We start from the raw sequence: 16,154 nt of genomic DNA, 5'->3' as shown, positions 1-16,154 counted from the left end.
TATCAGTGTTACAGGCAAGCTAAGTTGGATCCTGAAACAGGCAAAAAACTGCCATTGACCGTCATTTTGGCTGTTTCACAGCAGATAAGGCATTTTTGGAGCTCAAAACAGTACCAAAAGGTACAATTTTTTTCCACGTGTACGGACGAGAGACATAGCTCATCACCGTGGATTCTTGATTAAAGCTTGACTATATCGACCACATATAGCGGTGCGTGTAAGTTAGACCTTAATACCATAATGCATAATATTCATGTCACGAAGCGAAACATTTAAGCCACTGAGCTCCTGTCCTCATTGGAGACATTCGATACATTGAACCAGGTCACCTTTTCAGGTGATTGAAGGAACATCAACAGCTTGTTGTTTACCTTGGCAGCCGTGATTCTTTACAGATCGTTACTGCCTACGACAGACCAGCTCATGCCATTATGTTTCTGCCTTGAAGCAACGAGTATGTCATTGAACTTCTCCCCCTGGCTACTGCTGTTAGGCAGGCCCATGTGCTTTCTCAGAGCATAACAGGAGATCTCATCCTGCTTTTTGAGCAGATATTTGCTAACCCTGTCAAAAGCAGTAGAGTTGCGTACCAGATTTTTCTTTACAAAAGAGTTTAGAATGCTTAATGCTCCACTAACGTCTCCGTGCCACAGAGGTCTGGTGAGCTCACTGCGATAGCCTCGCTTCTGATCAATTTTGCCTGATAAAGCCATGCTGAGCATTTGCATAATGGAAACAGTTATGTGATACCAGTCAAGAACAATGTGGTAGCTGGCATACGAGAACATTGTCTGAATACCTTATTTTCCCAAAAATGTAACCTAAGAAGATCTAATACAAAAGGAAAGGTTAAAATATTACCAAATATCGGCAAAAACATGCGAAAACTAGTTGGTAAAAGCTTAATTTCTACCAAATCACTAATAAGGCCATAGGTTACAATGTAACCTATGACGATCACCTGATTTTGGTATGTTATTAACCTATAGCTCCTTATATCAAGAACAAAAACCATATATTTTGGTAATTATTTAGCATACGGAAAATTTAGGTTACATAAAATTGAGAAAATAAGGGAATAGTCTTTTTTAGAGACGATGCTCCATCAATAAAGAAAACCAGTCTTCTGGTAGTCATAAGACCATTTTCCAGAAGGAGAGCAATCAGACTCTTGAATGCCTCAGAAACTGATTCACCCTTTATCACATGGAGGTTTTCATCCCATTTGACACGAATAACTGTAGTATTTACGTTCTTTTGCTCATTGTTGTAAGAGGAAACAGCAATGCTGTCGAAGTGACTCTTCTTGTTGTGACGGGACTTAACCTTACGCTGCGAGGCTATGACCTTTCCCCTGGCGGATATGGAAGGCTTGACAACATTGCTTCTGTCACGCTCAAAAGTCTGCTTTTTGGTCATTACTTCGTCAGCATCAATCTGAACAATTGAGTCCTTTGAAGACTCAATGGTTTCAGCAAATCGAATTGTGCGGATAAGACTGCCAGGGTCATCCGCACGACCATTTAAATCGTTAAACTCTTTGATTTTCCCGGCAAGATCTCTTTTGTCCATGGCTGCCGGAGCTTGACTGCAACGCTCTGTCCATTCGTCAGAATCAAGCGGAAGTCCAGTTGTTGGGCAAAAGCCATTACCTGAGAGAATCTCGTCTCTTTGATGGGTATAAGACTCATGAATTACTTGAGCTGTTCTTTCAGCCAGGTCCTTCAGGGTAGAAACACCTAAAACGCAACGACCGTAGTTTATAAGGTTCTCATGAACATGCCTGAATGATGCGTTGGTGAGCTCACTTAGAACGGCATTTTTAAAACGTACAGATCTGAGCGTCAATTTTGGGTTGTAGTTCGGAACAATGGATGCCTATATAAAGACTTGGAACTCATCGTACCGGCGGTAAGCTTGTTGAACGTGTATTTGGCCATGGGTACACGGGCATCAGCTACAATGGTTTCTGTCATGTCGAGGGCGTACAATATATCGTCCATAGACTCTGGCTCAGCAGAATATGCAGGAAAGGAAGAAACTTTTTCAGATGAAACCATCTTGCCACCCTGCCAAAGCTGAGCAACTAAAACTATTTTGCAATCATCGTTTTTCTTAGACATACTTGAAGCCTCACTATCACGCTTATCATAGTTATTCAAGTATACCATAGACACATGTACAACCTATTCTCGTCCGTACACGTGGATTTTTTTTGTGACAGATCACATTTAATGTGCTGATTTGAGCTGAGCTGAGCTGAGCCGACTTGACCTGACCTCACTCTGACAGTCCGGTTGACTTCACTAACAGTCTTGAATGCCCCTCCCGTTCGGGACAGAGTAGCGGGTTATGCAATGAGTATTCAGTTAGGCAAACCATCGGGCAGCTATCTGCCAGTACCGTGCAGTGGCGCACAGGAACAGCGCCATTGCCTGGTATGTCCTTGCTGGTAGCAGCTGCATGGAACTGGTGCCTGTGCATGGGCTCAGACATCGTGACAGGGAGCAGCAAAGGCTCTTGCAGTGCTTACTGAAGACCAGGGGCTGAACATGCAGTTACCGACATCGACCTGCCTTTACGCCATCAGTCAGGAAAGAGAAATGAATGAACAGGTAGACAGCTGGTGACTTTGACGGGAAGTAGAGTGGTACAGGCATGAGCCTGTTGGCTGGTGACTGGTTTGATGACTGGTCTGGTGCTCATTAGTGAGCTGAGGCGAGGTGGCATATCTGCCATAAAGAAAGGAGGTGAGGTCTTGGCTGGGCCTGTTTGCCAGATTTCAGGCGAAAAAAAAGAACCTCGAGGGTTCTTAAGTGGAGGCGCGTTCCAGAGTCGAACTGGACTAGACGAATTTGCAATCCGCTGCATAACCGCTTTGCTAACGCGCCTCAGTGATGCTCAGTGCATCTGAAGTGACGCTCATTATAAGGATATATCTGTGAGTGTCAACACCTTTTTGCTCACAATTCCCGCAGCTGGGCCGTTTGAGAGCTCTTTTGCCCCTGTATTAGCCCTTTAATGCCATGAATGCTGTTGGTGAGAAGTGCCAGTTCAGGCCATTGGTCATGAGATCAGATCTTCCTGGTTCTGGCATCAGTGGGCAGCTTATTGTAGAGCGTCCCATGGCAGGTCTCAAAGTTACTACCCCTTGCCGGAAATATGGCGCGTACTGGGAACTGCCAGGTCAAAGACAAAGCTGTATTCATGGTCCGTACAGAGACTGACCAGAGGATGGCAGGGTATGGTCAGAACAGCGCTAAGGAAGTGCCCTCAGGCAGATCCGGGAATAATGGAGCATATTTCCAGGGATCATGTCTGGGTATGGTCCGGGCCCGGAATAAGTGGAATGCAGGGCGGGGCAGGGTAGGGTAAGTGCCGAAAATGAAAGCAATTGTGATGAGCTGAGAAGCTTGAGAAAAGGTGGTCGCCGGGACTGGCTTATTTTGCAGGGAATAAAGTCTGACGCTTTGGGAAATGGAGCCTGATAAAAGGCGCGGGGCAGCAAGTTCCAGGTAGCAAGTTCCGGGTAGCAAGTGCCGGGAGGTGGTGCGTTGCCTGTTTGAGGTGGGAGTAAAATGTACAGGCGAAAAAAAAGAACCTCGAGGGTTCTTAGTGGAGGCGCGTTCCAGAGTCGAACTGGACTAGACGAATTTGCAATCCGCTGCATAACCGCTTTGCTAACGCGCCATCAGGCATCTTGGGTTGAGTGCTCAACTCAAGTGACGCTCATTATATAGAAATTAAATCAGCTGTCAACAGCAATTTAACAAAAACCTGCCCGCGTGGAAACTGTCGCCAGAGCGCCCTGTGAAGCCCAGGGTATGTTCGCCAGTCGTGCTCACCACTGTGGGGTATGGCCAGGAAGTGCCAGGTCATTGCATGAATGGGACTGCTGTGGCTCGTTGCAGGGAGCAGGCACTGCTACTGCAGGATGGCTTTTGAGCTGCGCCTGTCAGGGGCTGACCCTGCCCGGCTTACCTGGTCCAGCTTACCTGGCCTGGCCTTGCAATAATGCAGGGAGGGCAGGACGGGGCTGCGATTATGTTGCGCACCGTGTTCCAATAAACGGTCAGGCATGGCATTATCTGATCTGTTCAGGTTATTATCTCAGTGACATCGGTGCTGGCAGCTGTCCGGTGCAGAGATGTCGCTTGATTATTGTCAGCCTGCCGCTGGCTGGGGCCGGCCATCAGGCAGCTGCCTCCACATAGGGATTGCCGCTACCCGGTACTGCTGCCATGGTGGCTGCCCTGTGAGGACTGCCGCTATGGGGACTGCCGACCTGGGGCGGGGCTGTTGTTTTGTTTTCACCACTTACATTTGCAGGAGGACGCGATTTCTCTTCAGCTGTGCCTGTCTGGCTGAGAGGCTGCTCGCGTAATATTGATGAACAATATTCAGGAAATCGAAAGTCGCGCCTTTACTGTCAGCGATTACGTGTCCCGGACCAATGACTTCTTCAAGCGTCTGGGATCTGTTCTGGTAAAGGGTGAAATTTCACAGCTGAGCGTACGCAATCATATGTATTTCTCCATTAAGGATGAGAATGCATGTGTTGACTGCCTGATGTATGCCAATCGCAAGGCACGCCTGAATTTTGAGCCGGTCATTGGTCAGCAGGTACTGATTTTTGGTGAAAACTCTGTCTATCCAAAAAACGGTGCCCTGAAGATTATCGTGGATGAAATGGCCCTTGCCGGTCGCGGCCAGATAATGGAGCAGCTGCGCCAGCTGGACCAGCGTCTTGAGCGTGAGGGTGTTTATGCCAATCAGCGCCCACTGCCACGAATCATGGCCCGTGTTGCCGTGGTCACCTCGGTAGACGGCCGCGTCAAGGACGACATCGCCACCAATGTCATGCGCCGTAATCCTATGGTGGAGCTTATCTTCTTTGATACCAAGGTACAGGGACCAGATGCTCCTGAGTCCATACTCATGGCACTGCATACGGCCTATACCAATGCCCGCCGTCTTGGTATTGATGTCATCATTATTGGCCGTGGTGGCGGTTCTTTTGAGGATCTGCTGTGCTTTTCTGATGAAAGAGTAGTGCGCATGGTGGCACTGTCACCAGTGCCCATTATTTCAGCTGTAGGTCATGATGAAGACCGTCCTCTGTGTGATCGCTCTGCCGACCTGCGCGTAAGTACCCCAACTGCAGCTGCTGAAACAGTTACTCCTGTACTCTATGAGGATATCCGCAGGTGGATAAACTCAACCATGGAGAGCATGGACAATATCATCCTGCGCATGATTGATGATCGCACGGCGTCCTTCTCCCGTTCCCTGCACCTGCTTAATGGCAACAATCTCAGTGAACGTATTGAGAGCAGGCGCACCATGCTCAGAATGTTGGCAGGAGAGATGAAGCTCCATCTGGGCAATACCTTTAGCCGCTACCGTGAGCGCATTGACTTTCTGAGCATGGAGCTTGAAAAGCACGGTGTTCAGGAAAGACTGGAGCGCTATAACACCAGGCTCAACTCAGCCCTGATGGCCCTTGAGTCCGTGCCTCAGTACGTGCTGCGCCGCAATGAACAGATTGCTCATTTCATCAGAATTATTGATGCCCGTAACCCTCAGGAGCGCATTAATGCCTGCAACAATGCTCTGGTAAATCGTCTGCTGCCTGACATGGACCGCCTGATGGGAGCTCTTATGGAGCGCCTCATGAGCCGTATTGTGCGTTGTGAGCAGATTATGGAGACCTTCATCAGAGGCATGGAGCAGCGCATTGAGCGCCATCAGATTGATCTCAATGCCCGCTGGATTCCAGAAATGCAGCGCGCTCTGCAGGGGCGCACCGAGCTGCTCGAGCGTCGCCTTGTTCAGGCTGAGTATCAGCTGGAGCTGGGCCCGCAGTTTACCTCTGATCTGCCGTCATATTTTGCCAGCCGTCTTACCGCCAATGCTGCTGAGCGTATTAACCGTGCCGTTGAGAAACTGTCCTCTATAGAGGACATAGTCTATGAGCGCGAAGACAAACTTGATGCTTTTGAGCGCGCTCTGAGCTCTTTCTATGATGAAAAGGTCAGTGTTGAGCTCAACGCCAGTCGCGAGCAGCTGGCCGGTCTGATAAGCCGCCTGCAGGCCCTCAACCCTCTGTATCAGCTCGAGCGTGGCCTGTCCATTACCACCAAAGACGGCGCCCACAGCGTCAAACCTGAGGACATCGAAGTGGGCGACCGCCTGGTAACCATTATGAATGGCTGCCACGTCTACTCCACCGTAACCTTTATCGAGCCAAAAGAGCTCTTCCCGGCCATCGACTTTGACGACAATCTCTGACTGCCAGCGGGCCTGCACCCGGGGCATACCAGCCCTGACCTTGCCCGGGCTGCTGCCCGGTGACATGCTATGTCTCAGGCCATGTCCATGGCCACTTACAGCTCCCGGCCTCTGAGCCATGCACGGGCCCTGCGCAATGAGCATGTGCTCATGAGCTCGCAGCTTTCCATGGAGCCAGATGACCGCCGCATCTAATACTGCAGGTCTGTATGTTAATTCCAGTTTTAAGGCAACAGCCATTCTGGAAAGGGCGTACAGACCTGCATTTGTTTTTCTGGCAGCATGACGGGCCCGGCTGTCCAGACTTATGACCGAAGTGAGCTTAACGCTATGAGCAGTCAAGACAGTACCAGTTCTGCTGTCTTACGCCGTTACGTATGCGCAAAGCAGCTTAGGCTCCTGTCTGATATTTAATTTGACTTAACCCTCCAGCTCAATGGGCCTGTGTGGTATTGATGCCATGACGGGTCAATCAATTTTTGATATCTGTCAGAGCATCAGTGTGCAGCCTGCCACTCACTTTGCTGATACGGGCGGTGGGGTGATATGGGCAGTTTGTTGATACGAGCATGGTGCTGATACGTGCAGGGTGCTGTGCTGTACATGCTTTGTAAAACTACTAATGCACGCAAAAGAACTGGAGCAGCTGTCACGCGAGGCCGTAGGGGCCGACATGTGGTCATGATGCTTTTTAACAGCCGTAGTGTGTGCTCAGCCCCTGACCCGGCCTGTATTCAGCTGATTGGGCGGGCCGGCAGCACACAGCCAGGTCCTGAAGCAGCTGCACCAGAAAGAAGTCATCAGGGCAGTTACCGGCAGAGCGGCGCAGACGCTGAGCTCGGATATAACAGCGATGCTGCGCCTTATGTGCACTGTTCCGGCTGGGGGATTGAGAGCAGCGCAGGTCACGGCGCTGCAGATGCCTAAGGTCACAGGTCCGCAGCCTGCCTTGCCTGTTAAGCAAGGGACTTTGAGGATAACTATCTTAAGCAAGTAATTGCTGTACAAAACGGTATGGTTAGCATACTGCAAAGAGCGGGGCGTGACGTGGCAGGCTCATCATGTGGAGTTTCAGCCGGCCGCCTGGGCCGGGTTTGAGGCTGACTATGATGGTGATTATGGTGGTGCTGTTGAGGGTTTCGCCGTGTGGGGTACGCCGATGCCGGCGCCGGCGCTGGTACTGGGAATGTGAACGGGGCGGCTTGTCCTCTGGTATTTGTGGCTCTGAGAGCATGGGGATGAGCAGCAGTGTCAGCTGGTGTGGTGGCAGGGCGTCAGGCATGACCGTGCTGCTGTTATGGAGCTTGTGGTGGCCTGGGATGTTCTACTGATAAGGCAGGCACGCCTGTAGCTGATGATGACAGTATGGCCTGACCTCTGGTCAAATCATGTCACTTCAATTGGGCTGTGAGTGACAGCTTTACGCGCAAGGTGCTGGTAACCCGGAAATGTCATGGTGGCGATACGGCGTGGGTTGAGCAGCAGCAGCCGCTTACCTTGCCCTGTCTCAACTTTCACCTCGAGCGCTTGAGAGCAGCTGTACGGCGCGCACTGAATTGCTCAGCTATGCCTTTCTGGACAGCAAACAACCTGGACAGTATGGCTGCTCTCCAGAATTAATCTGAGAGCCGCCCTGCAGGCAGCAGGTTTTAAGGAGCTGGCGCAGTGCGAACAGCTGCCTGGGCTTGTTCCGCAGCTGAACTGTGAGCAGCTAAGGCGGCCTGAGAACTTTCTTGAGGGTAAGGAGTGCTCTAAGCTGGGCTGTGATGATGGGTAAGGCTGTATGCCGGGAGTGGTTCTGGCGGGCAGGAAGAGACAGGCGGACGTGTGGACTGGACGGGAGCCGGGGCGATTTCTGGCTGGCAGGGGCGATTAACGGCCGCGTGGGCGGGACGGGAGACAGGTGCCGTGGTGGAGGCAGGTGGGCGGCGCGGGCTGATGCGGCGTTGCACCAACGCTGCAGCAGCGGTGGGGTGCGGTGCCCGCTGACGGGGCAATGGTTTGCTGGCATGGCAGGCGGAACCGTTAATCATAGCACAGCTTCAGGTCTGACTGTGAGTTCTGTATTGCAACTTTGTGCACAGTGTGCACTTTTTTGAGTTTAATTCGTAATGGCACTCATATTAATCAGGTCCATTCGGTAGAATCTAATGTTCAGTATCCAGATGCTCCCTTTACAGGGCGCTGTGACACGGGCACGGCCCGTAGCTGCGCCACTGTAGGGGCAGTGGCTGGGGCGCAGGCTCTACTGGTGTGCCGGTGGGCGCATTTATGAAGCAGGGCAGACTGCAAGTGGTCAGAATGAGGTTTTCATGAGTACTCTAAAAGGCGATAACAGAGAATATGAGCTGGACACCATTGTTCAGCGCATTAACCGCAAGGAGCCCCTGCCTGGCGATTTTGCCCGTGCTCTTGACCGCATTGCCGGCATTACCCGTAACAAGGGTATCTACACGGTAAAGTTCAAGGATCTCTGTGCGGCCCTCAAGATTATCCTGATGCCTGGGGACTATGATGAAAAGAGCATGATAGTTTCCACCGAGTATCTGTACCGCGTGGTAAGCATTATGCTGCGTGCCGGCATCAGCATGGTGCCCCTGGCCGTACCGCGTAATCTGAGTATATATCAGAGCATTTACCTTACTCCCCGTCCTGATCTCAATCTTGATCAGGATATTTACGATCTGCAGCGTATTGCCAATCTCAAAAAGACTTCTCTGACCAACAATGAGAAGGACATCATCATGCGTGCCCGCACCAAGCTGGCCAATTACAATATCATGCTGCATGTCTTTGAGTTTCTGGGTGCTGCTCAGTCTGCCCCGCTGGATGCAAATCAGCGCATGGTGCTCAACTCGGCCATTATGGAGATGATGCTGCCGCGTGATGCTGAGCGCTATATCAAATCGCTGTTCTCTTTCGTCTGCGAATTTGGCTCTTTCTTCTACGATTTCAGCAATCCCAAGTACATTGCACCTAAGCCAGCTGAGTGGACTGAAGAGCAGATAGTCGAAATCATCAATCTGGTCTCACGCATTGTCGGTGCCTCCAAGGTGGAAATATCCATACCTGAGGACTTCCCTTATGCCCGTCTGCTGCGTGAGCGCTATGCCGTCTATACCCCGGCTACCTACGGATCCACTCCTACCTCAGCCCCGGCTCCTTCGGTACAGCCAAGCAGCTATATCCCTGTCAGTCAGCGTCCTCTGGGCTCTTTGAGCTTCAATCAGCGCCGTGCCCGTGTCAAAGGCATGTACAAAGACTTTATTACCTGGTCCTCTCAGGAAAGCGACAGGGATTTTGAGCTTAACAACACCTCTTTTAACCGTGAGATCCTGCTGCAGGCACGCCCGGGCTACAACCAGGATTTTATCCGTCGCCTGGCCTCTGTTGATGTCAGTGATGACAGCAATATCTCCTCCATGATGCAGGATCTGCAGTCGCGTCTGATGGTAGACCATCAGGCCCGTCTGACCATTCCTGATTTTGCCTCAACCCGTCTGGTGCTCTACGTCTGCGATGGCCGTCAGGACGATGCCGCCACTGCGCTGCAGATGAAAAACAGCGCTATCACTGCCTTTAAGCTCACCGGTGGCTTTACCCGCGTCGAGGGCGCAGACGGCGCAGCTGGTACAGACGGAGCACAGAGCGCAGCTGGCGTCAGCACCGCCGGTGCAGACGCAGCCGCCGGTGCGGGCGCAGCTGCCTCGGGCCTTGTTGATGGCAGCCCATATTCTCAGGAGAGTTTTGTCAGCAATGGGCCAAGTGATCAGGATCGCATTGCCTGGGCCAGGACGGCCGACAATGCCTTACGCCAGGCCATGTACAGGGAAAGTCATGCCAGTACTCATGAGCTGATTAACACTGTCTCATTTGCAACTCCTGATGCCCTGGCCCGCCGTGCCTGCATTAATGCCGAGCAGGCTCATGCTGCAGCCGCCGCTGCCGGCAGAAGCAGTCCGGCAGTTGCACGCAATGCCGAAGCTGCCGCCGCCTCGGTGCGTGAGGGCAAGAGCCATGAAAGTCTTGTGACTGTCAGCTGTCCTGTAAGTGCCGGAAACAATGAGCCTGGACGCAGCCGCTCGACCTCAGCTGAGGTTGATCCTTCCCTGTTCAAGGATGACAGCCGCTCGCCTAAAAAGGCCCGTCGCAACCCAAGTGCCGTACCTATTGCCAATGTGCTTTCTGATGAGGCCTTCCACGTGGTTCCTTACACCTCAGATTACGTCAATCTGATGGTGCACAACTATCTGGTATGGGCTGAAAATGCCGATCAGGTAGCCAATGATCCGGTCCGGGTTCGTCCGTCCATCAACAGTGACTACGGTTCCAACCTCGAGCAGTTCATTTACAGCCCGCTCAAGCAGATGCCCCGCCTGAACAAGGTGCTGGGCTTTGAGTTTATTCTGCGCCGTTTCTTTGCTCCTTCAGCTGCTCCGTCCATTCTTGACAGTAATGGCGTGAGCGACGAGCAGACTGTAGAGCGCTTTTTTGAGATTGCCGTGCTTAATGATTTCCTCATTAACAACTGCAATCCTGTGCCTTTCCTTTTCTATCACAGCCTCTACTACTTTGACCGCCATCTGCAAAACCCGGTAACTCATTTCAACAATGAGCTCTTTTACTGCGCTCTGTTCCGTCATGAGCCTTATGCCATCAATATCTACCTCTCACGCATTATCAACAAGTACGGATCACGTCTGGTGGATATTCCTGAGGAGTTCTATACCCTGCTGGCACTCAACCTGCTCATGTTCACCGACAACCGTTGTGATCTCAGTGCTGATTATGCCCTCAAGGTCCTGATGCGCAATACGATCAAGAACAGACCGTTTTTCAAGGTAGTGCTGATCCGTACCATTGCCACGGCTCTTTATCATGAGGCGCACCGTCCGGGCAATGAAGATGCCCGTCTGGTTCTGAGCGACCAGAATCTCAATATTTATCTGCGCACTGTCAAAGCCCTCAACTCCCGTGGCGACCTCATGATCACCAAGGCCATGCAGCAGCTGGGCAATGCTCTGCCAGCCTTCTATTTCCATGAGCTGTTCTCACCTGCCGAGTTCATTGAGGTTGCCCGCATTACTGCCTGCAACGTCATGAAGCGTGCCCAGGGCGACAGTCGCACTCAGGCCTTTACCGATGCCATTGATGCCCTTACTGATCACCTTGAGCAGATGCAGCCAGGCGAGCTTTTGCGCATTGGCAGTAACCTGCTGGCCGCATTCCGTGAGGCTCTGAGCATACTGTGGCAGGGCGCCCGTTCGCCTACCAGCATGGAAAGCAACCAGATTCGCCACTACCGCTCCAACATCTTCAAGGACGAGTTCCAGGATCTGGGCGTTGCCGTAGCTCAGGCCCTGGGCCAGAAATATTCCGACCCGGGCGCCGGCACCGGCACCAGCACCGCCGCCAGAGCTGCCGCTGCAGCGCCATCAGGCGCAGCTGCGCCTGCCGCTGCCGGGGCTGCCGCAGCCTCCGCAGCCTATGCTGATGCCGCCCAGGACGACGAGGATGCCGCACAGAAGAGGGCCTCGGATCTGCGCAAGGGCGTTGAGAGCATGGACCTTGATGACGCCGTGCCTGTGTATTCAGCTACCCGCCGTATCAGACGCAAGAAGGACGAACAGAAGTTTGCTGACGAGGAAGCTGAGCGCGAGGACATTTACCAGGATTATGCCCGCCGTTTTGGTTTAAGCGACGATTACACCCATGTTTCCGAGGAGCCTCTGGCTCTGTTTTCCGGGACCGGTATCAGCTCAGAAGTTCATGATGATGCAGCTGCTGCATCTGGTGCAGCTGGCGCTGCTGGTGCAGCGGCTGCAAAGGCATCAGCTGGCAGGGGCCGCAGCAAGGCCGGCACCACTGGTGCAGCCAGCTCGCGTAAGAACAGGGCCCGTGCGCTGCATGCTGACCAGGCTGTTGACAGCGGCAGGGGCAGGATACGTTTTGGCGATGCCGCAGCCATGCGCAAGGCTCAGCCTGAGGTCATTGCCGAGCTTGAGGACGTAATAAGACCAAATCACTCTGTGCTGCAGTCCATGAGTGATCAGATTACCCGCAATGTCTCTGACGGTCTGAGCGCCGAGGGCATTGCAGTTTCTGATCTCATGTATGAGCTTGAGCATCTGCTTGAGCGCCTTGGGCTACTCATCAATGGTGGTCGTGCCGGCCGCAAGGACAGTGATGAGCTGCGCCGCTCTTCAGCCCGTGTCATTTCCAGGCTTAATTTCCTTTTCCTTGAGTACTGTGCCACCCGTCGTGCCGTAGATCTTGCCGGTGCCTACACAGGAGAGGTTGAGAATGATGACAATCAGGAAAAGCTCAATCATCTGCTTTCACCTGAGTGGGATTATGTCTTTGGCAAAGGATCGCTCTTTGCCGACGAGTTCACCGGCAATCTTTATGACAAATACGTGGTTCCTGTGCTCAGAAAGGTGCTGTGCTCTGATCACAGCCGTTTCTACCGCATTCAGGGCAAGGTTGATATCAGCCGTGAGCTTGGTCTGATTCCACAGCGCATTGCCAGCAACTACATCAGGGAATACTTTATTCCGGGCATTGCCTACAACCGCTTTATTGTTGACTGTGCGGTAAACCGTGACTGGCCTGAGCGTCTTGAGGCTCTGCGCCGCTTTGCTCTGCAGGTAAATGATGCCTACCACATAGGCTTCCCTAAGGGCATCAGCATTGGCCATATGCCTGAGGTCAGCTCACTGCTGAGCTCCTCAATAGGTGTGCAGGTGGTGCCTTACTATCTGACCAATACCACCGGCACCTCATTTAATGTGCTGCGCCGCTCCATCAGCCATATCCGTATTCTCAGTATTCCGCAGCTGTACCAGGATGCCAGCATGAAGTCAGCCTACGATGACTTCCTTTTCTCCCTGTACTGCGCCTACGTGGTACTGGAGCTGATGAACTCATTGCTGCCTGTCTCTGATGAGCAGGGTCTGGTATCACTGCTGGCCCATGAGGTGGTAAGCTGCCACCATCTGCAGCGCTATAACGACTGTGTATCATTTGCCTGTGAGTATCTGGACAGCTGTGCCCGTATTATCCGTCTTGAGGGGCCGCTTAAGGTCAAAGATGTCTTTGATTCCAGCTACTCCCTGCCTGTAGCCCTGCTGGGTAACAGAGGTACTACCCGTCTGCGTCAGATGCTGGCTCTGGCCTTTGGCTTTGAAATAGACAAGGGCTTTGTTGTTGACCTGGCCTGCGCTCAGTACACCACCATCCTGCGCCGCCTGCAGTTCCTTGAGCCGGTTATCTTATCTTCAGCATCTGCAAGACACGACCCGGCTCCAAAGGGTGATCTGGCAGCCTTTGCCCGTGCGCTTGAAAATGGCGAGTACGACAGTGCCCGCAATAAGAGGATGCGTGACAATATGGCCCGTACCCGCCGTCTTGCTGAAGAAAGGCGTCGTGCTGACGGCAGGCCATATATGGATCCTCCGGGCAGCCACAGCTGGCGCAGCAGTGTTTTCATTCCTCAGAGCCAAAAGCCTCTGACTCTGGATATGGAGAAGGTCAAAGCCAAGCTTGCCGAAAGTGAGCAGGTGCAGGCTGTTATTACCCAGCTTCGTGATGAGGAAATGGCAAGGCAGCAGGAGCAGTTTGACAGCGCCCGTTATGGCGGCTATGACAGCACCGCCCCGGCCGCAGCCTCTGCCGCCGCATCGGCAGCAGCCTCTGCTGTGGGCGCCGCCGCTGCCGCCGGACTGAGCCCTGACAACAGCAATTATGTCAGTGGTGCCCTGCAGGGCGCCCAGGCCATTGAGCAGAACCAGCAGCTGCACTTAGCAGGTCAGAAGGGCGCTGTGGCCGAAGCTCAGGACCGTGAGCGCAGCGCCGCAGCGGCCCATACCAGCGAGCAGGGCCAGGTGGTATCAGAATCAACCCACCCAATTAACTCCATGCTCAATGCCAAAACCAGAGAGGTCATTGAAGCCATTGCCATTCAGGGCACTGATGCCATGGTCTTCTCCGAGTTCAACGGCATATGTGTAAGCCACGGCCTGCTCTCGGGCAACTACTGCATCGAAGCCCTCAACGAATATGCCTTTGAGGTCTATGACGAGCCTGTGCTGGAGCTTGAGGGCGAGGGCGACAGCGCCATCGTCTACATCACCACCGATCTCATCAATGAGATGTACCAGCAGTGCCTTGACCTCAAAAAGGTCTGACCTGCCCCGCCCTGCCACAGCTGGCCACGCCGGCCACGGCCGTCAGGCCCGTGCCTGGCGGCCATACCCTGGCCAGGCGCAGAGGCCCTGGTCCATGCTGCACTGCAGCGGCACCATAAGGTGCTTTGACAAGAAAAGTTGAGTTAATTGGGCCGGGTAATGCTACAATCAGCAAAGTCCGCAGGCTCGTAATGCTCAGGGCGGTAAATATGCCCTTATGTCACTTAATTGCCTGTCAAATGCGCTTATACCGGAAGCCCGGGCCACATAAGGTCGCAGGATCATCCTGCAGTCCGTAATTTCATGGCCGGCTGAGTGTGCTGCCTTACAGCCCGTCAGCTCAGTGCTTCTGATGAATCAGATTTCCAGCAGGAAACGGGGCCTGACAGGGGCCGTTTCCACGGGCAGAGCCGCTCCTGAGGATGGTTGGATTTTATCCCTGCAGGACGGCGCGGACATGTTCGTCGAATGCTTTTCATATGCAGGTTTTAGCAATGTACTTACTGAAGAAAACTGTTGCAGCTGTATTACTCTCCTCAACTTTACTGATGGCCGGTCAGGCTATGGCTGATGTCCGTATTGACATCAAGAACGGCACTCAGGAGGACTGCTCCGTTGCTTTTAACGCCCGTATAGACAAGACCAAGTGGGTTACCGAGGGCTGGTATGTCTTTATGCCAGGTGAGGAAGGCCCGGTACTGCTCAAGGGCGCCAATGATATTCATGACGTTTTCATCTATCATGACTGCGGCCTCAATCCTGCCGACCGTGATGAGGTCAAGCGCGGCTGGGTCAAGAGCAACCTCAAGTTCACCGATTACCTGCCTAAGGAAAACGAGGACGGCTACCAGGAAGTTCAGTTTGTACGCCTGACCGGCCCGGCCTACGTCATCGGCGACAAGTAATACCATGGCCACGGCCACAGGCCGTGGCCCGGCTGCAGCGCCCGCGCCGCAGCCACAAACACGAAGCCGGGCAAAGCCCGCGCACCCAGCACAGGCCCGTCATGGCAACATGACGGGCCTTGCTGTTATCAGGAATGAGCTGACCGAACAGCAGGCATTTTCAGAGCGAATTTACTGCCTGTTCAATTGGCTGAAATAAATCAGTAAAAAGCCCGCAAACATACCAGTGAGGAACTGTAGATGAGCATAAATGAGACCAGGGACAAAGAAGAGGCTCAGGAGCCGGATAACATCCAGGCTTTCTACGATCTGCTTGAATGGATAGACAAAATATCTACCGATCCGCGCGATAAAGGCACAAGATTTGAGAAGCTGATTCTTGATTACCTGCGCAATGAACCAACCTATAAGGATTTATTCACCGAGGTTCATACCTGGGCTCAGTGGACCAAGGCTCATCCAGAGTTCGATTATGAAGCCAATGATATAGGTATTGACCTTGTGGCAACCGATGCTGCTCCAGGCGAGCACGGTCAGGTAACCTACAGCGCCATCCAGTGTAAATTCTATGCTAAAGATGCGGTGGTGCCAAAAGCGGAACTGGACTCCTTCCTTTCAGCATCAAATACATGCTGGTGCAAGTGCCGCTATGTCTTTGCGACCAACAGCAACTGGTCAGCAAACCTGAAAAAAGAGCTGGAAAAACAGTTTATTCCTGTTGAGATTGTAGCTCGTGAGGCGCTGGCTAACTCCGTTATTGACTGGGCTGTTT

Annotated in this window: 7 protein-coding genes and 2 tRNA genes; 4 read left to right on the top strand and 5 right to left on the bottom strand. The window is 52.7% G+C overall.

The window, feature by feature from the left end; translation table 11 throughout:
• Positions 1-389: 389 nt before the first annotated feature.
• The 5 genes from MXE41_RS08555 to MXE41_RS08535 all read right to left on the bottom strand — a co-directional run bounded on the left by MXE41_RS08555 (position 390) and on the right by MXE41_RS08535 (position 3,690).
• Positions 390-788 carry a hypothetical protein gene (locus tag MXE41_RS08555; protein ID WP_247100196.1) on the bottom strand — a complete coding sequence of 133 codons (399 nt, stop codon included), beginning with the start codon at positions 786-788 and terminating at the stop codon, positions 390-392.
• 259 nt (positions 789-1,047) lie between these two features.
• A complete protein-coding gene (locus MXE41_RS08550) occupies positions 1,048-1,848 on the bottom strand; it encodes a hypothetical protein (RefSeq protein WP_247100195.1) in 801 nt (266 codons plus the stop codon).
• Positions 1,845-2,123 (bottom strand): hypothetical protein, encoded by a 279-nt coding sequence (locus MXE41_RS08545; RefSeq protein WP_247100194.1) that lies wholly within the window; start codon positions 2,121-2,123, stop codon positions 1,845-1,847. Before MXE41_RS08545 ends, MXE41_RS08550 begins: the two co-directional genes overlap by 4 nt.
• A gap of 694 nt (positions 2,124-2,817) precedes the next feature.
• A tRNA-Cys gene (locus MXE41_RS08540) sits at positions 2,818-2,891 on the bottom strand.
• A 725-nt stretch (positions 2,892-3,616) separates the two neighbouring features.
• A tRNA-Cys gene (locus MXE41_RS08535) sits at positions 3,617-3,690 on the bottom strand.
• Between the two features lie 699 nt (positions 3,691-4,389).
• On the opposite strand from MXE41_RS08535, the gene xseA reads away from it, so the two are divergent.
• The 4 genes from xseA to MXE41_RS08515 form a co-directional block, all read left to right on the top strand.
• Positions 4,390-6,291, top strand: coding sequence for an exodeoxyribonuclease VII large subunit (xseA, locus tag MXE41_RS08530; protein ID WP_247100193.1), 1,902 nt, complete (start codon positions 4,390-4,392; stop codon positions 6,289-6,291).
• A gap of 2,312 nt (positions 6,292-8,603) precedes the next feature.
• Positions 8,604-14,477 (top strand): hypothetical protein, encoded by a 5,874-nt coding sequence (locus tag MXE41_RS08525; protein ID WP_247100192.1) that lies wholly within the window; start codon positions 8,604-8,606, stop codon positions 14,475-14,477.
• Positions 14,478-14,971: 494 nt separating this feature from the next.
• Positions 14,972-15,382 (top strand): hypothetical protein, encoded by a 411-nt coding sequence (locus MXE41_RS08520; protein ID WP_246978781.1) that lies wholly within the window; start codon positions 14,972-14,974, stop codon positions 15,380-15,382.
• Positions 15,383-15,622: 240 nt separating this feature from the next.
• On the top strand, positions 15,623-16,154 hold a 532-nt coding region (locus MXE41_RS08515; protein ID WP_247100191.1), incomplete at its 3' end, for a restriction endonuclease.

Origin of the sequence: Anaerobiospirillum sp. NML120449 (genome assembly GCF_023051105.1) — a bacterium.
Lineage (GTDB): Bacteria > Pseudomonadota > Gammaproteobacteria > Enterobacterales > Succinivibrionaceae > Anaerobiospirillum.
The sequence above is the reverse complement of the archived record's forward strand: the minus strand, read 5'-3'. Positions and strand labels throughout refer to the sequence as shown.

Excerpts from the sequence above, each read along its gene's own strand:
- MXE41_RS08555 (WP_247100196.1), bottom strand. The coding sequence starts at position 788 with ATGTTCTCGTATGCCAGCTACCACATTGTTCTTGACTGGTATCACATA.
- xseA (WP_247100193.1), top strand. The coding sequence starts at position 4,390 with ATGAACAATATTCAGGAAATCGAAAGTCGCGCCTTTACTGTCAGCGAT.
- MXE41_RS08545 (WP_247100194.1), bottom strand. The coding sequence starts at position 2,123 with ATGTCTAAGAAAAACGATGATTGCAAAATAGTTTTAGTTGCTCAGCTT.
- MXE41_RS08520 (WP_246978781.1), top strand. The coding sequence starts at position 14,972 with ATGTACTTACTGAAGAAAACTGTTGCAGCTGTATTACTCTCCTCAACT.
- MXE41_RS08525 (WP_247100192.1), top strand. The coding sequence starts at position 8,604 with ATGAGTACTCTAAAAGGCGATAACAGAGAATATGAGCTGGACACCATT.